Raw genomic sequence first — 20,728 nt, 5'->3', positions numbered from 1 at the left:
AATAGTATGGCTCTTAGCAGCTAAGAGCCTAATTTAATGGAGTAATTAATGGCGTTTGAGCAATGGGCAGCCTTGCCTTGGGTAAAATCTCAAAAAGATAAAATTCAATGGGGCGAGCTTTTAGGCAGTGGCTTGAGCATTGCCATTGCACAAGGTGTAAAACAACAAGATAACTTAGTGTTAATAGTTACGCCAGATACACCAAGTGCTTTGCGCCTTGAAACCGAATTAGAGTATTTGCTTCCGGATAACCCGGTAATGATATTTCCGGATTGGGAGACATTGCCTTACGATCATTTTTCTCCCCATCAAGATATTATTTCCGCGCGCTTAGCAACGCTTAATACCCTGAAAAACGAGCAACAAAGCGTGCTCATTATGCCTGTATCAACGCTGATGCTGCGCACGGCCCCTACTTCGTTTATATACGGTTCAACGCTTAATTTTAAAGTGGGCGATAGATTAGACACCCACGCTTTGCGTGAAAACTTAGAGCAAGCGGGTTACATGCACGTGCAACAAGTTATGGAGCATGGCGAATATGCAATACGTGGCTCTATTGTTGATTTATACCCGATGGGCAGTAAACACCCATTTAGGCTCGATTTTTTTGATGACGAGCTTGATACCATTCGCTTATTTGATGTGGAAACACAACGCTCAGACGAAAAAGTTGAAAAAATTGAGTTACTCCCTGCCCATGAATTCCCCACTAACGACACAGATATTGAACGCTTTAGAATAAACTATCGTGAAAAGTTTGGCGCAAGCGCAGAACAAGACTCTGTCTATATGCAAGTTAGTAAAGGTAATTGGCCTGGAGGTATTGAATACTACATGCCATTATTTTTTGATGGCTTGGCGACTATTTTTGACTATTTGCCTGAATCAACGACCGTGATGCAATTAGGCGATTTAGAACATGCGGCGGATAATTTTTGGCACGATGTTAATGTACGCTATGAAAACCGCCGTGTGGACCCCTTGCGCCCACTTTTACCACCGGATGAATTGTACCAGCCAATCAATGAGCTATTTTCAAACTTAGGTAATTATGGCCGCATTCGTTTATCGCAAGCAAAATTGGGCACTAAAGCCGGCAATAAAAACCTTGCCGTTAATGAATTACCCAATGTCCGCATTGATCATAAACAACATGAACCCTACAACGCATTCATTAGCTATGTGGCAGAGCAAAAAAAGAAAAAAGGCCGAGTTGTCATTAGTGTTGAGTCGGATGGTCGACGTGAATCATTACTGAGTATATTAAAACCCAGCGGCTTAAAATTTAAAGAATTTGATACTTTTGAGCAATTTATCAACAGCAGTAGTGACGTTGGTTTAATTGTAAGCCCACTTGAACAAAGTGTTGTGCTTAGCACAAAACCTAGCCTGAGCATTATTACTGAGCAAGAATTGCTTGGAATTAAAGTATCACAACGCAGACGCCGTAAGCACAAGTATGAAGCAAGCCAAGATGCGCTAATTCGTAACTTAGCAGAGTTAAAAGAAGGCCAACCGGTTGTGCACCTTGACCATGGTGTTGGCCGTTATCAAGGACTGCAAACAATTGATGCCGCCGGTGTGGTTACTGAATTTGTAACCATTATTTATGCCGGTGAAGCAAAGCTCTATGTGCCGGTATCAGCGCTTCATATGCTTAGCCGTTACTCTGGCGGTGAAGAAGCCAGTGCCCCACTGCACAAGCTCGGCTCTGATGCGTGGGATAAGGCAAAAAAACGCGCCGCTGAAAAAGTACGTGATGTCGCTGCTGAATTGCTCGATATTTACGCTCAGCGCCAAGCAAAGCCGGGTAATAAATTTACGCTTGATGGCCAAGCTTATCGTCAATTTAGTGATAGCTTCCCGTTTGAAGAAACGGATGATCAACGTAACGCTATTGAAGCTGTACTGGGTGATATGCAATCAAAACAAGCCATGGATCGCTTAGTCTGTGGTGATGTAGGCTTTGGTAAAACTGAAGTAGCAATGCGTGCAGCGTTTGTCGCGGTTAACGATAATAAGCAAGTTGCTATTTTAGTCCCTACCACCCTACTTGCTCAACAACACTACGATAACTTTAAAGACCGCTTTGCTGATTTTCCAATTGAAGTGGGTGTGCTGTCGCGTTTTAATTCGACCAAAGAGCAAAAAGAAACCCTTGAAAAAATGAGTAATGGCAAGCTTGATGTGGTTATTGGCACGCATAAACTAATTCAACAAGACATCAATTTTAAAGACTTAGGCCTGTTAATTGTTGATGAAGAACACCGATTTGGGGTGCGCCAAAAAGAAAAAATTAAAGCCCTGAGAGCGGATGTTGACATACTCACCCTGACAGCAACCCCTATTCCCCGTACTTTAAATATGGCCATGAGTGGTATGCGCGATTTATCTATTATTGCTACCCCACCGGCTAAACGCTTAGCTGTTAAAACTTTTGTGCGCCAACGCGACGAAGAGCTTATTCGCGAAGCGGTTTTACGTGAGATTAAACGCGGCGGCCAGGTGTACTTTTTACACAACAATGTAGAAACCATTGAGCGTGTTGCTCAAGAAATTAGCGAATGGGTGCCTGAGGCAACAGTTACCTCAGCCCACGGGCAAATGCGAGAGCAAGAGCTTGAGCAGATTATGACCGATTTTTATCATCAAAAATACAATGTACTGGTATGTACTACGATTATTGAAACCGGCATTGATGTACCCACAGCAAATACCATTATTATGGACAGAGCCGATAAACTCGGTCTTGCTCAGCTGCATCAATTACGCGGGCGTGTTGGTAGAAGCCATCACCAAGCCTATGCTTATTTACTTACAGGTAACCCTAAAGCGCTCTCTAAAGATGCGAAAAAGCGTTTGGATGCCATTGCCTCATTAGAAGATTTAGGCGCGGGCTTTGCCTTGGCAACCCACGATTTAGAAATTCGTGGTGCCGGTGAGCTATTAGGAGACGATCAATCTGGACAAATGCAAACCATTGGCTTTAATTTGTATATGGAAATGCTTGAACAGGCTGTTAACGCGCTTAAAAATGGTCAAGAGCCAACCCTTGAAAATCTATTACAAAAACAAACCGAAGTTGATTTAAAGCTACCTGCCTTGTTACCTGATGATTATATTCACGATGTTAATGCGCGTTTAGGTATGTACAAGCGTGTAGCAAGTTGTGCTAACCTTGCTGATATTGATGAACTGCAAGTAGAATTGATAGATCGCTTTGGTTTATTACCTGATGCAGCTAAAAACCTATTTAGTTTACAACAACTAAAAATGCAGGCGAGCAATTTGGGCATAACCAAAATAGAAGCTAACCCGAAAGGAGGCTACTTTGAGTTTAGTCAAAATACCAAGGTTAATCCTAGCTTCATTATTGGTTTGATACAAAGTGCGCCACACATTTATAAAATGGATGGCGCAAATAAACTACGCTTTGCCATTAGCGAGGCGAATGCCCGTGAACGCTTAAAAATGATCACTGCTATGATTGCAGATTTCGAAAAAAAGGTTAGCCATTAATGTTGCTGAAAAAATCGCTGGTTATTTTATGCTGCTTATTTAGCAGTACTGCATTTGCAGAGCGCTGGTTTGAAGTAGAGGTGTTAATATTTAAACAGCGCCCTGCTCCTAACTTACAAGAAGACTTTAGCTTAAAGCATGACGCCATTGAAGATAAAAACACCTTAGACTTATTGGCCTCTGCTTATAAGAACCAAGCAATGGACGCGTGTATAAACGGTGACCCACGCTTTCAAACACGCACTTTTGCCGACACTTTGGTTAATTCAAACCCACAGTCTGCAGCGTGTAACGACAGCATTGATTATGTAAAAAGTTACGATGTGCTGCCAGTAACCCCTCAAGCACCAGTACAAGATACGATGGAGCAAACTTACCTGCTCGCTCCTGAACAACTGCAGTTTGAACAACAACGCCAAGCTTTAGACCGCAAAGGACTCACCCCTATATTACATACCGGCTGGCGGTTTGAAGGCGCAAGTAAATCACGCTCACCCAGTATGCACTTATTTGCAGGCAACCAATTAAAAAACAATATGAACACCGGTTTTAGTTACGCTAATTCCGACTTTATTAGCTTAATAAATAGACCTACGCCACTGTTTGCCGAAGCTCAATCTTCCGAAATGAAATGGGAGTTAGATGGCTTAATGAAAATACATTTACGCCATTATTTATACATTAATGCGGATTTCGATATTAGTGAAAAGCAAGATAATGGTGAGCTAGAATCAGCCCGTTTTTCACAATTTAGACGCGTTTTCAGCGAAGATATTCATTACTTTGATCATCCTCGTATGGGTATGATTGTACAAATTCGAAAATTTAACCATTAACAGTATTTAATCAAAAGGAAAATAACAATGAAGAAGCTTCTAATAATTGCTGCAGCACTGAGTCTTGCTGCTTGTTCAAAAGTAAGCATGGAAAATTACGAAAAAATTAAAATTGGTATGGACAAATCAGAAGTTGAAGCACTTTTAGGCAGTGCTGATAACTGTGTAGAAAAAACATTACATACTAGCTGTACTTGGGGTGATGACGCTAAAAACATCGAAATTACCTTGGTATCAGACAAAGTAACGCTTTACAGCAAAAAAGGGCTAACGGATAAATAAAGACCACAAAGGAATAACGTATGTTATTCCTCTTTTTTTGCATCGCTGGTGTAAATAAGCTCTATGTTGACTATTTTACTGCGGTTTAAGGTTATTTTGTAACGCTGATAGAGTGTTTTATCCGGTTCGGTTAGAACCAACACCATGTTTAACTGATAGCGCCTTTCTACTCCCTGTTTAGAAATTTTATTGTTTTCTAAATGGTAGAGCTTCCCTTCCCCCTTTTTTAAATAACGTGCAAATGGTGCAAGATTAAATTGCAATGTTTGTTGTAAGCTATCGTAGCCTGGCAAAAATTCTTTGGCACTGACCCGGGTTTCACTAGCAAAATGCAGCCATTGCGCCGCCTGTTTATTTTGCTGACGACGCTTAGAGAAAATTTTCCTCACTTCTTTAGGGATTTTTTTAAACCGCGTGTATTCTAACCAAATAAACTGACTGGCTACTTTATCTTTTGTAATACTGTTTTTAAAAATAAAGCGCCATTTTGGCCGCCCTCGCACAATAGCACGCCAAATAATACGGGTAATATCTTCTTTAAATATTTCTCTCAGCCCGTAAATAACCCCTAAAATTAGAATTAATGAAGCGGTTATTTCAGTAAAGGTAGAACGCGCATTGAGTATTACTACCATCACAAAGGCCATTATAACAGCCGTTACAGAGCCTTTTACCAAACGTTTTAAATAACTATTAAGATAGCGTGTTTGGCGCTGTAAAATCACTCCATGCTCTATTAAACGCTGTAATAGGCGCATTTTATTGGTAATTCTGTTGGCGTCTTTAAGTGTTGAGTCAGAATTATATTGTTGCTCTGCCCGGTACTCACTCTCTGACTTACAAAAGTTTAATAAGTCATTTCGCTCTTTAGCGTAATCGCTACTACGCGGGCCTTCATCAAGTAGCTTTAAAAACGTTTGTTCAATTTGCCAGCTTAGGTAATTATCTGCATTAGTATAAAACGGGATTAACTTTTCGTTATCTGGGGTGTAACGTCTGAGTTTTCTAAGTAGGCTTTGGCTTTGCTCGCAAAGCTCCATGGCTCGTTGATAAAACTCATCGCTTTCTTGAATTTTTAATGCATCTTTAATATCAGCATCAATTGCCAGACGCACTTGATAACAATATAGATTTAAATTTTGTCGGTAATCTTGCTGTTCGCCCTTGTTTTTACTCACAAAGCGGCTTCGTACCAATGGAAGATGAATGTTATTCGCGTTATAGGCTACAAAAGATTTAAATTGGTTATTAAAGTAAGACTCTTCGCTGAGTGTTTGCGCGTTAATACCCATTTCATTTGGGATAGAAAAATAAAGATCGAGACGCTGCTCAGAGCGAGGAGTAAGCTCTGGTTCTATGACAAACGATAAATTTTCGTCTTGTTTTATCAAACAACTCTCCTTTTATTGAGTGTATAAGTGTACTGGTCTCCTTAATTTTGTTCAATAAAAAAGGCCCAGTAAAAACGGGGCCTTGGTAGTCATTTCTAACTAGATTAGAACTTCACATTGAAGCTAGCGAAATAGCGACGACCTAGTACATCATATGTGTACGGGTCTGTGTTTGAATCATTGTTACCAGTATAATATGGAGGTTGTTTATCAAATAAGTTGTTAACCCCTGCTGATAACGATACAACATCATTGATCATGTAAGTACCGCTAATGTCGTGGTAACTTACGGTGCCAACACTAGGAACCAAACACTTGCTGGTAGAAGCTAAACAAGCATAGCTATCCATTCCATCAATCAGACGTAATTGATATTGCATATCCCAATTATCACTTGAAGCTTTCACAGTAAAGTTAGTCTTAACTTTCGCATAACCACCACTTCCAGACGTGATAATACCTTGATAATCGATTTCACCATTTCCTGAGTCAACGATATATTCATCAAGAATAGTTACATCTACAGCTGTATTCCAAGCTAGGCCAGCAGCATCAAACTTATATGTTAAGTTTACGTCATAACCTTTTGTTTGCTCAGAACCAATATTTTGTAATTGGTTATTGAAGCTTAATCGACCAGCATTGAATTGTACATTAGCTGATTGGCATAGTTGTGTACCAGCATTAGCAGGCTTGTTGTAACACTGTTCTGCAATATACTGATTGTTTACACTTGCGATAGCATTTTCGATTTCAATGTCGAAGTAATCCAATGTCATTGAGAAACCGTCAAACCATTCAGGTGCATACACTAAACCAGCAGTTAATGTTTGAGCTTCTTCTGGAGTTAAAGCTTCATTACCACCTACAGTTACCTCTGCTTGGTCGTCAACGCCATCAAGATCAATCTGTTCGAAAGAAGGTGATTTGCCAGAATAGAGTTCATCTACAGTAGGTGCACGGAAAGCTGTTGAACGAACACCACGTAACATTAGTTCGTCGTTTACACGCCAAGTTAGACCTAGTTTCCAAGTTTCATCTGAACCAAATGTGCTGTAATCGAATGCACGAACAGCAGCGCTTAAATCAATGTTATCTGCAAAAGCAGTATCTGCTACAAGTGGAATCGCAAATTCAACGTAAGCTTCGTTTACGTCGAAACGACCGCCTGTTGGTTCAACACGTGGGTCATTTGCAAGACCTTGTGAAGTTAGTGAATCTGGAACGTACCATGCTTTTTCTTCACGACGTTCAATACCCGCTGCGAAACCAACGTAACCTGCTGGAAGTTCCATTACTTCACCGTTAAGGCCAGCAGAGATCACTAGTAATTGGCTACCACCTGAGTTGTTTTCAGTGTAGTTGTACTGAGCAAGGTTGCTTGCAGACCAATCTCTTTGGCTAAGTGGGTTGAAGTTACCTTCAGCAATTGAGTCTTGGATTGAACCCATGTTAAGTAGGTTAGTTGCGCGGTCAACTGAGTCGTTACGACCGAATACTACTGAAGTATCCCAGCCCCAACCGTTGTCGAATGTACCGTCAAGACCTATTACTGCACGTACAGTGTCAACTACTTGCTCATAACCACGCGGACCAACATCAGTCATACGGCGACGGTAAGCAATATCATCACCATTATTAACGCCATGAGCTAGCAGTGAATCACCCATTGTTTCTGTATTGTAATCAACATTGAACCAAACTGGCTGAGGAGCCATTTGTTGGCTTGACCAACGCTTAGAGTAAGTGAATTCCGACGTTAAACGTGTTTCATCTGTAATCTCAAAATGACCAACACCTGTTAGATTTAAACGACGCATTGGCGTGTATAAGTAACTTGCTGAAGAGAAGTTGTAAGCATCACCTGCAGCTGTGTAATCATGCCAACCACCATCTGCTTGGCCTTGTAAGTTAACATCATCACCAACTAATACGTGGCCAAAAGGCGTGTAAGAAGAACCACCACAGTAGAAGCTTCTATTTTCGTAATCTTCTTCGATTGGACAATCAGAGAAATCACGGTCTGCTTGAGAAGCGTCGCCACGATCTGTGTATTGTAAACCAATTACGACGTTACCACGGTCAAAGCTTGAGCCCATAGTAAGGTCAAATGTAGTTTCGTCAGCATCACCTTGATCAGCAAGCTTACCACTAAGATTCATTTCTAGACCTTCGAAATCGTCTTTTAAGATGATGTTAACAACACCAGCTACCGCGTCAGTACCGTACACAGCAGATGCGCCGTCTTTTAGTACTTCAACTTGCTTGATCATTGATACAGGGATGGTGTTTAAATCAACAGTAGATGCTGCGCCAGTACCAGAGTTAATCATACGACGACCATTTACTAGTACTAGAGTACGTTGTGCCCCTAAACCACGAAGGTCAACACGTGCGTTACCGCCTGAACCGTTGTTAACAGCAGGATTAGTCATTGCGCCGCCTGCTGCAGTCATTTTTTGTAAAACGCTATCGATGCTTGATGCGCCCATAGCTTGAATGTCATCTGCGCCGATTAAAGTTACAGGACTAGACGTCTCCATATCGGTACGCTTAATGCGAGAACCCGTTACTTGAATTTTTTCAATTGACTTTGCTGCTTCGTCTGCAGCTAAAACTTGAACACTTGAGAACATTGGGATTGCTGCAATTACAGCTAAACCAAGAGTTGATTTTTTCATGGATGAACCCTACTTGTTGGAAATTTACCTAAATTGGTAATGCTCACTTTTATGAGAATTTTGAGTGAGCGGGAGCAACTTAGGCGCCTTTAACTGAATGAAAACTTAATGAGCGATCACGGTGCAATCAATAAAAATTAAAACGTCCCGCGAAAGGAACAAAGGTTACAGTATGTTTCATTGTTAATTAATAAAAACACTTTATAATCAACAATTAAAGACCAAGTAATCACATAAAAAACACAGCTGAAATCAAATGAGTAGAGTTTGTAATCAAATGTAATTATTACATTAATGTGCCCTAAACAGGAAAATTAACATGTTAATCACAGCTCGTTATTAAAACGGTAAAACTAGGTGTTAATTACTAACCATATTTATGCAAGTAGATTGTTTATTTAGTCTGAATTTTTTTGTTATAAGTTTTAATCATGCAAATTTTATGTGTATTGAAGGTTTAAGACGGGCTGCCAATTAAACTAAAAACGGCTATCAAAGTGGGTCCATTAGATAAATCTACATACAAATGATATAGGCGTTTTATTGCACGTATGAGCACAATTAAAAAAGTAAGCCAAGCAGAGCTTAAGTTATAAACTTGGAAGGTAAATGGGTATGTAAAGCTTTATTAAGAATGGTTATTTTATCAGATGTACTTTAATTGCAAATAACTATTAAATGTGAGGCATTTGGCTTTGCCGCTATAATTTTACAGGAATGGCGCAGTTAAAAACCACGCCTGAATAGAAAGCCTTTAATAGGTAACGTTAAAGAAATATTCAACATTTTCACTTATGCCAGTGTTTGTATCGACAGTAGTAAGAATAAGCTTCCACACCATGTTTTTTTCCGAGCAAATCCCTACCATAGTATTAGCTACCCAAACGCTGCCCTGATTTTTAAATTGTACGGGAATGTAACCCATATACATAGTTACCCCCTCCAATTTAGCCGCTGTTGTTATTGTTACACCAGTCGGTAACTGAGTGTAAATTGAAAACGGTGTCTCTGGTGATAGGGTTTCTTCGCTTAGCCAAACTTTAACTTGATTTGGAAAAATACACGGGTTGTTATTTTTACACTCTGTTTGTGATTGATTTACTTTTGGTGTTGATGTTGATGTTGATGTTGATGTTGATCCAGAAAAGTCACAACCTAGTAAGAATAGTAAAAAAGAAAGTAAACATACTCTATATATACACATGCAGGTTCTCAAAGTATCTAATGTATTAGCCCAACATTTGGGCACGTTGGTTGATTATCGGTTTTAATGAGTGAGTAAGGTACAAATCACCTCAAAAAATAGACAGCAACTTAATAAAGTTTGATTGATGTCATATTATTACGCAATTGACCTATCTTTTTAAAGCCAAAAAATTTATCATTTCAACTGCAAAAAAAACAAGTAATTCTCGAGATTATTATCTGTAACAACCATATATTGTGGGTTTTAGATAGTATACTTTGGAATAATAGTAGGTCCTACTTTTACAAGTAGGTAATTCATTTCTAAACGCATTTATTGCAGCGGAAGCCAGAAAATGAGCCAAACAGTAGCATCACAAACTGAGTACAATTATAAAGTTGTACGCCAATTCGCTATTATGACAGTGATTTGGGGCATCGTTGGCATGGGTATTGGGGTTCTGATAGCTGCCCAATTAGCTTGGCCAGCTCTTAACTTTGACACACCATGGTTAACTTACTCTCGACTTCGTCCGTTACACACGAACGCAGTAATTTTCGCATTTGGTACAAGTGCACTTTTTGCGACGTCTTATTACGTCGTACAACGTACATGTCAAACGCGCCTTCTTTCAGATAAATTAGCCGCCTTCACCTTTTGGGGTTGGCAGTTAGTGATTGTCCTAGCAGCAATTACTCTACCTATGGGTATTTCAAGTTCTAAAGAGTATGCAGAACTTGAGTGGCCTATCGATATCTTAATTGCTGTTGTTTGGGTAACGTACGCTGTTGTATTTATGGGCACTATTGCAAAACGCAAAGTAGCGCATATTTATGTAGCTAACTGGTTCTACGCTGGTTTCATTATTACTGTTGCTGTTCTACATATTGTTAACAGCATGGCAGTCCCAGTTTCATTGACTAAATCATATTCAATCTATGCAGGTGCCGTAGATGCAATGGTTCAGTGGTGGTATGGCCACAACGCAGTAGGCTTCCTTCTTACTGCTGGCTTCTTAGGTATGATGTATTACTTTGTACCAAAGCAAGCGGGTCGCCCTGTTTACTCATACCGTTTGTCGGTTGTTCACTTTTGGGCACTTATCTCTCTTTACATTTGGGCAGGTCCTCACCACCTTCACTACACTGCGCTTCCTGATTGGACGCAAAGCTTAGGTATGGTGATGTCTATTATCTTATTCGTACCGTCTTGGGGTGGTATGATCAACGGTATTATGACGCTCTCAGGTGCATGGCATAAGCTACGTACTGACCCTGTTTTACGTTTCTTAGTGGTTTCATTGTCTTTCTACGGTATGTCGACGTTTGAAGGCCCGATGATGGCAATTAAATCTGTTAATGCGTTATCGCACTACACAGATTGGACTGTAGGTCACGTTCACTCAGGTGCATTAGGTTGGGTTGCGATGATTTCTATCGGTGCTATTTACCACCTTATCCCTGCGTTATTCTCGCAAGGTCGTATGTACAGCATTAAATTAATCAATACACACTTCTGGTTACACACAGTGGGTGTTGTTTTATACATTGTTGCAATGTGGATTTCAGGTGTAATGCAAGGTCTAATGTGGCGTGCAGTTAACTCTGACGGTACATTAATGTACAGCTTTGTACAATCGTTAGAAGCCTCTCATCCTTTCTATGTTATGCGTTTCTTAGGCGGTGTATTCATCGTTACAGGTATGCTGGTTATGGCTTATAACGTTTATCGTACAGTTTCAGCGAAAAATAACTCGTTAGAACTTGATGAACAAGCGCAGTTAGCATAACGGAGTTAGATAATGAGCAATAAAAATTCACAAAACAAACACGAAATTATCGAGAAAAACATTGGCCTCATGGCCATCTTGACTGTTTTCGCAATCAGCTTCGGTGCATTAGTAGAAATTACGCCGCTAATGTTCCAAGACGATACAACCAAGCCAGTGGATGGGTTACGCCCGTTAAATGCACTAGAGTTTGAAGGTCGCGACATTTATGTGCGTGAAGGTTGTGCTAACTGTCACTCTCAAATGATCCGTCCATTTCGTGATGAAGTTGAGCGTTACGGTCACTACTCTGTAGCAGGCGAATCAGTATGGGATCACCCTTTCCTTTGGGGTTCTAAACGTACTGGCCCTGACTTAGCACGAGTAGGTAAACGTTACTCAGATGATTGGCATTATGCGCACTTAATGGATCCACGTGCCGTGGTTCCTGAGTCTAATATGCCAAGTTTCCCTTGGTTAGCAGAGAACACGCTTGATACAAGTCTGACTCTGAAAAAGCTACAAATTTTCCGTGACACGTTTGCTATTAATCCAGAAAACCCAAAACACCCGGGTCTAGGTTATGGCAGTGACGAGGAATTAATCGCTGACATTGCTAAAGTTGATGCAATGAATGACGGTAAAGGTGCAACAGAAATGCAAGCCCTTATTGCTTATTTGCAACAACTTGGCACACATTTGAAGTAGATTATTATGGACTACGGGACATACAGAGGCATTTTGACTCTGGTAATTTTAGTATTATTTATTGTGATTGTTGGATGGGCATATAGCAAGCGTAGTAAAAGTCGTTTTAAAGACGCTGCTAATGTCATATTTGAAGATGAAAAAAAACACAACAATACACTCTCTAACGAGGAAAAGGGGTCTGAGAAATGACTAGCTTTTGGAGTATATGGGTTATTGTATTAACCCTTGCATGCTTAATCATTATCTTTGGTCTACTAGTTTGGAACTTAAAAAACTATGTAGGCGTAAAAGAAGGTGAAAGCTGTGGACATGAGTTTGACGGCATTGAAGAATTAAACAATCCACTACCAAAATGGTGGACTTACATGTTCTTCGCAACCTTTGTGTGGTCTGTTTATTACTTAGCAGCCTACCCAGGTTTAGGTAACTGGGAAGGTTTAGCAAAATGGACAAGCTCAAACCAAGGTATTACCTCTTTAACTGAATCGAAAGAAGCAGTCATTGAAGCTAAAGAAGATGGCCGTTTTGTAAAGCTAGATGCTGAATACCGCACTGCTGAAGAACGTTTTGGTCCTATTTTTAATGAATTGGCTCAAATACCTGTTCTAGATTTAGTAGAGTCTAAATTTGCTGGTGATGCAGCACAGCAAGTTGCGCTAGAAAACGGCACTACGCATGAGCAAACGCAAGGTCAACTCGCTGTTGAAATTGGTCAACGTTTGTTCTCACAAAACTGTGCACAATGTCATGGCTCTGATGCTCGTGGTGGTACTGGCTTCCCTAACCTTACTGACAACGATTGGTTGTACGGTGGTTCTCCTGACAAGATCAGAGAAACATTACTTTTAGGTCGTGTTGCAGCAATGCCACCTTGGGGTGATGCATTAGGTGAGCAAGGCGTTAAAGAAATGACGGCTTACGTACTTAGCCTATCTGGCCGTACTGTTAACCAAAAAGATGCCGATGCAGGTAAAGCAAAATTTGCTATGTGTGCTGCGTGTCATGGTCCAGATGGTAAAGGTTCAGTTGCCCATAACCTACCGTTTGGTGCACCAAACTTAACTGATAACATTTGGTTATACGGTGGCTCTCAACGCGCTGTTGAAGAAACACTTAACCATGGCCGTGCTGGTGTAATGCCTGCATGGAAAGAGATTTTAGGCGAAGATAAAATTCACCTATTAACTGCTTACGTTTACAGCTTATCGCAAGATAAATGACGATAAAGTTAACAAAACGTTTCAGTTTTAATCTTTTTATTTCAGTAGATTAATTCAGATCAAAAAAGCCTCCACTCGGAGGCTTTTTTTTAGTCTTTTCATTCTATTTATTATAATATAGCCGCACATTAATTAATTTTAGAGCGACTATGCAACCGACTCCGTGGTATAAAAATTTTTGGCCTTGGTTTTTAATCTTCTTTCCTTTAGCTGCAATTATTGGCTGCATTAGTTTATTTATTACAGCCATTGGTAACGGCCCAGATATGGTTGTAGATGATTACTATAAAAAAGGCAAAGCAATCAACTTAGAACTCGTTAAGTTTGATAAAGCAAAAGCGTTGTATTTACATGGCGACCTAAATGTATCAGATAAGCGTGTAAGCTTTAAATTTACCAAAGGCGATACCAGTAATATACACGCATTAAGATTGTCGTTTTTTCACCGAACTATAAAAGCACAAGATTTTGAAGCTACCCTCACTCCAAATGCTAATCAAGAGTTCACTGCATTATTAGAAAGCTATACACCAGGGGCATATTCGGTATTTATTGAACCCGTTGATAACAGTTGGAAAATGAAAGAAAACGTTAGTTTACCAACCACCGCCACCGTTTTAGTGACTCCTAACTATAAGTAGTATTTAGTATGTCTAAAAATTGCTTTCATTGTCTTGAAAGTGTGCCTGCTGGATTTAGCGCACATGTTGTTATAGACAATACCGCTGAGCCAATGTGTTGCATTGGCTGCCAAGCTGTTGCACAAAATATCATTGACCAAGGGATGACCGACTACTACAAATATCGCACTGTTAGTGCCGGTAAAGTAGAGCAACTCGTCCCTGAACAGCTCGCTTTTATTAAAAGCTATGACAATGAAGATGTTCAAGATGAGTTTATCAGTACGCATAACGACAACTCTGAGGTGCTTCTCAGTGTTGAGGGCATTACCTGCGCCGCCTGTGCCTGGCTTATTGAAAAGCAATTACTTAACCTTAAATCGGTAAAGCGCGTTGATGTAAACACCTCAACAAATCGCGCTATGATACAATGGGATAAAAGCGCAACCCCTTTAAGTGAGCTAATCACCTCACTGGCTGAAATAGGCTACAAAGCCTATCCATTCCAATCAGATTTAGAAGCCCAGCAAAAACAACAAACAGCCAAAGCGTATATTCGCCGCCTCGGCGTGGCAGGCTTAATGACCATGCAAGTGATGATGTTTGCCTTTGCTATGTACTTTGGCATGTTCTCTGGGATGGACAGTAATTTTGAACAGTACTTTAGATGGATCAGCTTGATCCTTGCAACGCCCGTAATTTTATACAGTGCCCTGCCCTTTCTAAGTAACGCAATTAACGGCTTAAAAGCAAAACAACTGAATATGGATTTACCGGTATCATTGGCGATTTTTGGTGCCTATGGTGCAAGCTGTTACGCCACGGTAATGGAAGTCGGTGAAGTTTACTTTGAATCTATTTGTATGTTTACCTTTTTACTCTTATTAGGTAAATACTTAGAATTTAGAGCGCGTTTAAAGGCCAGTGAATTTACAGCCAACTTACAAAAGCTACTGCCTCTGACTGCCCGTACACTCGATGAAAACGGCAAAGAGCACATAATTGCCGCTAAAAAGCTCAAGCTTAACGATATCGTTTTAATAAAAGCAGGCGAAACTATCCCTGCCGATGGCATCTTAGTCAAAGGCAGCACCAGTGTTGATGAGTCTATGATGACTGGTGAACATCAGCCAGTACGAAAGTATATTGATCATAACGTATATGCGGGCACGGTTAATCATGATGGTATTATTGAAATAAAAATCAATAAGCTGGGCCAAAATACCCTGCTTAATCAAATTATTCGCCTGCAACATAATGCCCTAACAAAACGCCCACGGTTAGTAGAAATTACCGACAAAGTAGCGCAGTGGTTTGTCGCGGTATTACTGGTATTTGCCTCTCTAACCGCCATTGGCTGGTATCAAATTGACCCTGATGTTGCTTTTTGGATCACTATATCGGTGTTAGTGGCCACCTGCCCGTGCGCATTAAGTTTAGCTATTCCAACCGCGTTAACCTGTGCTGTGGCTACCTTAACTCGTAAAGGAATATTAATTAAGCAAGCACATGTGTTAGAAACCCTATCAAAGCTTACTTTAGTTGCTTTTGATAAAACAGGTACGCTTACGCAAGGTAAATTTAGCCTCGACGTTGTTGACATACTTGATGATAACTACAGCAAAGAGCAAATTCTTGATATTGCAGCACAGCTTGAGAGCTATTCTGAGCATCCTATTGCTAGTGCCTTTAAAGAGTTTAAAGGTCAGCGTAAATTTGACGGTGTACAACTCCATCCCGGGGTTGGGATCAGTGCTCAATACGATAATACGCATTACGCCATTGGTAAAAGTGGCTGGTTTGATACCAAAAAAACCAATGCGCAAGCTACCCTTTACATAAACAAGCAACCTGTTGCACGCTTTTACTTTATTGATAAAGTAAAAACAGATGCCGATAAACTCATTAACTCGTTAAAAGCTGCCAATCTAAGTTGTCATATGCTAACAGGTGACGCCTCAGCTGCCGGTGCCAAGGTGGCTAAAAAATTAAAGCTTGATTCAGTACAATCCAATTGTAGTCCAAAAGATAAACAAGTCGCAGTTGAACGCTGGTCAACTCAAGGTGAAGTTGTTGCTATGGTTGGCGATGGCGTAAACGACAGCCCAGTCTTTGCCAGCGCCCATTTATCTATCGCCATGGAAACCGGTGCCGATATATCTAAAAACAGTGCTGATGTTGTATTGCTTAACAGTGATTTAGCCTCTATTGATCATTTGTTGACGATTGCTAAGCAAACACGGCGTATAATTAAGCAAAACCTAGCGCTTTCTTTATTATATAATGGCTCTATATTGCCGCTTGCTGCTATGGGTTTAGTTGCGCCTTGGATGGCGGTAATTGGTATGTCTGCCAGCTCTATTATTGTGATATGTAATTCACTAAGGCTATTAAAGTTATGAGCATAATTTATATTTTAGTTCCTATCGCTATCTTGTTTGTACTAATTGCCATTGGCGTGTTTTTTTGGGCAGTAAAAGGCGAGCAATTCTCTGATTTAAACAAGCAAGGCCACAGTATTTTGTTTGAAGACGATAAAGAGCAACACAATAAAAGTAATGATTGACCCGATTTTTGTTAGTGCTTTTTTAATGGGGTTGATTGGCAGTGGCCATTGCATTGCTATGTGCGGCGGCATTGCCAGCTCATTACAGTTAGCCAGTAACAAGCGCCAAACTTGGTTATACTCTCTAGCCTATAATAGCGGTAGAGCGCTAAGTTATATGCTAGCTGGTGCCCTTGTTGCCGGTATTAGTAGTCAATTTGCCACACAAAACTCGGCCTTTGCGCTGTTTTTATCATTTTTAGCGGGCGTGTTTATGTTACTGGTCGGCGTTTATATCATGCGCTTAGCCGCGACATTACAATGGCTCGAAAAACTTGGCAAAACCCTCATTTGGCAGCACTTAATTAAACTAAATAAATATTTAATGCCCATTGATTCCCCACTAAAAGCGCTTGGTTATGGCGCGCTATGGGGCTGGTTACCGTGCGGCTTAGTATATTCTGCGCTCACATGGGCGATGACCAGTGGCACTGCCATAAATGGTGCTCTGGTTATGCTAGCATTTGCCCTAGGGACGTTCCCTGCCATGATCACCTTAGGTGTGGCAGCACAAAAGCTCAATACGCTTTTTAATCACCCTTGGACGCGAATAATATTAGGCAGTGTTATCATTTGGTATGGTATCTACCTTCTGATCATTGCAACAGACAAGCTAGTGCATTAACATTGGTAAACGTTGTGCATAAAAATTTAACGGATTGAACTTATGGATTTTTCTCAAAGTCGTGCTAAAGGTAATTGTGCCATTAGCTGTAATAACTGCAGTATTAGCCAGTTATGTTTACCATTTTCTTTAAATGGCCAAGAAATGGATAAACTTGATGAGATCATTGAGCGAAAAAAACCATTACACAAGGGTGACTACTTATTTGAATCGGGCGCACCTTTAAATGCAATTTATGCAGTTCGTTCGGGGTCGTTTAAGTCGTATACCTTGTCAGAGCAAGGCGATGAACAAATTACAGGCTTTCATTTAGCGGGCGACCTTGTTGGTTTTGACGCCATCAATAAAATGCAACATCAAAGTTTTTCTCAAGCACTAGAAACCTCAATGGTATGTGAAATTCCCTTTGTAACTCTTGACGAACTAGCCGGTAAACTGCCTAAATTGCGCCAACAAATAATGCGTTTAATGAGTAGCGAAATAACCTACGATCAAGAAATGCTACTATTACTTAATAAAAAGTCTGCTGAAGAACGTCTTGCTAGCTTTATTTATAACTTATCAGAGCGTTTTGGTGAGCGTGGTTTTTCACGTAAAGAATTTAGATTTACTATGACTCGCGGCGAAATTGGTAACTACTTAGGTTTAACAGTAGAAACTATCAGCCGTTTATTAAGCCGTTTTCAAAAAGCCGACTTAATTAAAGTAGAAGGTAAATTTATTACTATTTTAGATAATGACGCTTTAGCCAAAACGGCTGCGATTGTTAAGCCTCGTTAATAATCGCTTCTCATTTTAAAATTAATCCTACCCTGAATTGGAGCGTAATTATTGCAATTATGCTCTATCTCTACTAACACTTTGAGTAGAGGTATTAACCATTCACTTTTAATAGTCGATGAATGAATTGTCTGGCTCATTTTTTAATATAAAAGCAACTACGTCCTATTAAATTCTTACATAGAAGGACAATCTTATGCCTAATTATTTATTTCTATTTATCACTCTTTCTTTAAGTATTTTATTTAGTAGCCAAGCATCGAGCTCAATGATCCCCGATGATGGCATTGATGACTCACAAGCACTAAAAGACTTGATTTTAAACACTGCAGAAAGTTCTGAGCTTAAAATAGACAAGCCTGGAGTTTACGATATATGTTCAGCTATTATCGTCAGAAACCTTAGTAACATTACTATCACCGCTAATGCTGGCGTTACACTAAAAAAGTGTGACCAATTTGAAGGAGAGTATATTTTATCCTTTTATAATTCACGCTCTATAGAAATTAATGGTTTTATTTTTAGAGGGTTAACCACAGACAAAATTAATTATGTTTGGGGTGAGCAAGGTATCCTTTTTGCAGGCTCCGAAGATATTTTAATTAAACATAATCATTTTTATGATTTTGGCGATGCGGCTATAAGAGCAACATCTTCACACTTATCATCCCACGATACGAATATAAATTCTTTCAGAATTGATATTCGTAATAATTACTTTGAAAATGTTACACAAGTAACAACTACTCACCCGTGGAATAATAACTATGGAGGTACGCATGATATTACAGTTGAAAATAATATTTTTGAGGGATTAAAAGGATCATTGAAATTTGCCACGGTTAAACCTGTATCAAAGGCCCTAGTAAGATATAACACTTTCAAAAACACTAAAGGCACAGCTATAGAAATTACTTATTACTCTAACGTAAAAATCATTGCTAATACCTTTCTAGACAGTGATAAGTTTATCCTCAATGCTTACCCAAACAAACCAAAAAGTGTAACGGAGCCTTTTAATTGGGGAAGTATTTATTTTACTCACAACACTATTTTACGCTCTAAGGGAGGCATTAGAATACAGTCAGATGTAACCGGCGAGCTAATAGATGACAAATACGTAAGAGGTATTTATATCAATAACAATCACTTTATTGACGTTGATATGACTGTTTATCCTGAAAAGAAATATTGGTATCTTATTAACTTATTCAGTAGAGGTGGAAAGAGTTATCTGTTTTCTACCATTAAAGATAACGTTTATAACTTACTACCTGAAGTAGGCTTTGTGAAAAAAACGAGTGGATTCACTGTAGAAGACAACACTTTAATAAAACCTGAGAATAATTAAATTTTTATAAAGCCGTACATGCTTTTATACAAGATAAAGAGTTTTAAAATTAGAGAAACTTTATTTCTTGATATAGAACAAGAATATTAGTGCTACCCCTTTAACTGTTGTGTATTTGCGTTACACTCAAGGTATAACTGTTAAGTGAACGGAGTAGCACAATGGAAACGATTAAACGTATTATCGCGGTTATTGACCCAACTAAAGACGATCAAAATGCCCTCGCGCGCTCAATAGATTTAGCCAAAAAATCAGGGGCTAGCATTACCGCCTTTATGACGGTATACGATTTCTCTTACGAAATGACTACTATGCTCTCTGGTGATGAACGTGAAGCAATGCGCAAAGCGGTGTTAAAAGATCGCGAACTATGGTTAAAAGATCTTGTCTCTCCTTATCAAAACATTAATATTAATACCCAAGTCATTTGGCATAACCGCCCTTACGAAGCCATTATTAATACCGTTATTAATGATAAATATGACCTAGTGATCAAAGGTACTCATCAGCATGGTGCGCTTAAAGCGGTTATTTTCACGCCAACAGACTGGCACTTAGTCAGAAAATGCCCAACCCCTGTATTATTTGTGAAAGATATGGCGTGGCCAGCACATGGGAATATTTTAGCGGCTGTTAATGCAGTCAGTGAAAATGATCAGCACCTGTCACTTAATAAACGCATAATTAAAGATGCACAATTTTTATGTGAACTGGCTAATGCTAAACTTAACTTAGTCAATGCATACCCTGCTACACCGGTTAATATAGCCATAGAGATCCCTGAGTTTAACCCAGGGTTATATAACGAATCAGTTAAAAAACATCATATTGAATCAACCAATGAACTCGCTAATGAGTTTAACCTAACCTCTGATCAATGCTTTATTGAAGAGGGATTGCCAGAAGATGTGATACCGGATGTTGCAAAACGCTTAAACAGCGAATTAGTGGTTATTGGCACGGTCGGACGGACTGGCTTAAGCGCTGCCTTAGTAGGCAACACTGCTGAGCATGTTATTGACAGCCTTGATTGTGATGTACTTGCACTTAAACCTGATGGGTACGTAAGCCCGCTCGCAGAAAGTTAGCGTTTGCAGTAGCTCCCATATTACATATGGCATATAATACGCCCCTTTATTTTTAGCAATTA

At 39.7% G+C, this 20,728-nt stretch carries 17 protein-coding genes; 14 read left to right on the top strand and 3 right to left on the bottom strand.

The window, feature by feature from the left end:
• Positions 1 to 48 precede the first annotated feature (48 nt).
• Genes mfd through MTN97_RS15095 form a run of 3 tightly spaced genes read left to right on the top strand, consistent with a single transcriptional unit; the run spans position 49 to position 4,640 of the window.
• Complete coding sequence (mfd, locus tag MTN97_RS15105; protein ID WP_248474779.1) at positions 49 to 3,522, top strand: transcription-repair coupling factor; 3,474 nt, start codon at positions 49 to 51, stop codon at positions 3,520 to 3,522.
• Entirely contained in the window at positions 3,522 to 4,358 is an 837-nt protein-coding gene (locus MTN97_RS15100; protein ID WP_248474778.1) for a peptidoglycan binding protein CsiV, read from the top strand. Before mfd ends, MTN97_RS15100 begins: the two co-directional genes overlap by 1 nt.
• A 27-nt stretch (positions 4,359 to 4,385) precedes the next feature.
• Positions 4,386 to 4,640, top strand: a complete 255-nt coding sequence (locus MTN97_RS15095) for an outer membrane protein assembly factor BamE (RefSeq protein ID WP_138626899.1) — start codon at positions 4,386 to 4,388, stop codon at positions 4,638 to 4,640.
• A gap of 23 nt (positions 4,641 to 4,663) precedes the next feature.
• On the opposite strand, the gene MTN97_RS15090 is transcribed toward MTN97_RS15095, so the two are convergent.
• The 3 genes from MTN97_RS15090 to MTN97_RS15080 form a co-directional block, all read right to left on the bottom strand.
• Positions 4,664 to 6,031, bottom strand: coding sequence for a hypothetical protein (locus tag MTN97_RS15090; protein WP_248474777.1), 1,368 nt, complete (start codon positions 6,029 to 6,031; stop codon positions 4,664 to 4,666).
• A 104-nt stretch (positions 6,032 to 6,135) separates the two neighbouring features.
• Complete coding sequence (locus MTN97_RS15085; RefSeq protein ID WP_248474776.1) at positions 6,136 to 8,712, bottom strand: TonB-dependent receptor plug domain-containing protein; 2,577 nt, start codon at positions 8,710 to 8,712, stop codon at positions 6,136 to 6,138.
• A gap of 754 nt (positions 8,713 to 9,466) precedes the next feature.
• Positions 9,467 to 9,916, bottom strand: coding sequence for a hypothetical protein (locus MTN97_RS15080; protein WP_248474775.1), 450 nt, complete (start codon positions 9,914 to 9,916; stop codon positions 9,467 to 9,469).
• Positions 9,917 to 10,253: 337 nt separating this feature from the next.
• Between MTN97_RS15080 and ccoN the strand changes: the two genes are divergently transcribed.
• From ccoN to uspE, 11 genes are all read left to right on the top strand, one after another.
• Entirely contained in the window at positions 10,254 to 11,687 is a 1,434-nt protein-coding gene (gene ccoN / locus MTN97_RS15075; RefSeq protein WP_010389600.1) for a cytochrome-c oxidase, cbb3-type subunit I, read from the top strand.
• Positions 11,688 to 11,699: 12 nt separating this feature from the next.
• On the top strand, positions 11,700 to 12,374 hold the full coding sequence (ccoO, locus tag MTN97_RS15070) for a cytochrome-c oxidase, cbb3-type subunit II (RefSeq protein ID WP_033102690.1): 675 nt from the start codon (positions 11,700 to 11,702) through the stop codon (positions 12,372 to 12,374).
• Positions 12,375 to 12,380: 6 nt separating this feature from the next.
• A complete protein-coding gene (locus MTN97_RS15065) occupies positions 12,381 to 12,566 on the top strand; it encodes a cbb3-type cytochrome oxidase subunit 3 (protein WP_010389598.1) in 186 nt (61 codons plus the stop codon).
• The gene (gene ccoP / locus MTN97_RS15060) at positions 12,563 to 13,597 is read left to right on the top strand and encodes a cytochrome-c oxidase, cbb3-type subunit III (protein ID WP_036983016.1); all 1,035 of its coding nucleotides are present in this window, start codon (positions 12,563 to 12,565) and stop codon (positions 13,595 to 13,597) included. The genes MTN97_RS15065 and ccoP overlap by 4 nt, the downstream gene beginning before the upstream one ends.
• A 149-nt stretch (positions 13,598 to 13,746) precedes the next feature.
• A complete protein-coding gene (locus tag MTN97_RS15055) occupies positions 13,747 to 14,238 on the top strand; it encodes a FixH family protein (RefSeq protein ID WP_069439306.1) in 492 nt (163 codons plus the stop codon).
• An 8-nt stretch (positions 14,239 to 14,246) separates the two neighbouring features.
• Entirely contained in the window at positions 14,247 to 16,619 is a 2,373-nt protein-coding gene (locus tag MTN97_RS15050; RefSeq protein ID WP_248474774.1) for a heavy metal translocating P-type ATPase, read from the top strand.
• A complete protein-coding gene (ccoS, locus tag MTN97_RS15045) occupies positions 16,616 to 16,783 on the top strand; it encodes a cbb3-type cytochrome oxidase assembly protein CcoS (protein WP_008109812.1) in 168 nt (55 codons plus the stop codon). Before MTN97_RS15050 ends, ccoS begins: the two co-directional genes overlap by 4 nt.
• On the top strand, positions 16,776 to 17,447 hold the full coding sequence (locus MTN97_RS15040; protein ID WP_024601376.1) for a sulfite exporter TauE/SafE family protein: 672 nt from the start codon (positions 16,776 to 16,778) through the stop codon (positions 17,445 to 17,447). The genes ccoS and MTN97_RS15040 overlap by 8 nt, the downstream gene beginning before the upstream one ends.
• Positions 17,448 to 17,489: 42 nt before the next feature.
• On the top strand, positions 17,490 to 18,227 hold the full coding sequence (locus MTN97_RS15035; protein ID WP_036983021.1) for an FNR family transcription factor: 738 nt from the start codon (positions 17,490 to 17,492) through the stop codon (positions 18,225 to 18,227).
• Positions 18,228 to 18,423: 196 nt separating this feature from the next.
• On the top strand, positions 18,424 to 19,578 hold the full coding sequence (locus tag MTN97_RS15030) for a right-handed parallel beta-helix repeat-containing protein (RefSeq protein ID WP_248474773.1): 1,155 nt from the start codon (positions 18,424 to 18,426) through the stop codon (positions 19,576 to 19,578).
• A 161-nt stretch (positions 19,579 to 19,739) separates the two neighbouring features.
• On the top strand, positions 19,740 to 20,666 hold the full coding sequence (uspE, locus tag MTN97_RS15025; RefSeq protein WP_036983022.1) for a universal stress protein UspE: 927 nt from the start codon (positions 19,740 to 19,742) through the stop codon (positions 20,664 to 20,666).
• Positions 20,667 to 20,728 lie beyond the last annotated feature (62 nt).

The organism is Pseudoalteromonas sp. 2CM36K, assembly GCF_023161865.1.
In the GTDB taxonomy this organism is placed as follows: domain Bacteria; phylum Pseudomonadota; class Gammaproteobacteria; order Enterobacterales; family Alteromonadaceae; genus Pseudoalteromonas; species Pseudoalteromonas tetraodonis.
The sequence above is the reverse complement of the archived record's forward strand: the minus strand, read 5'-3'. Positions and strand labels throughout refer to the sequence as shown.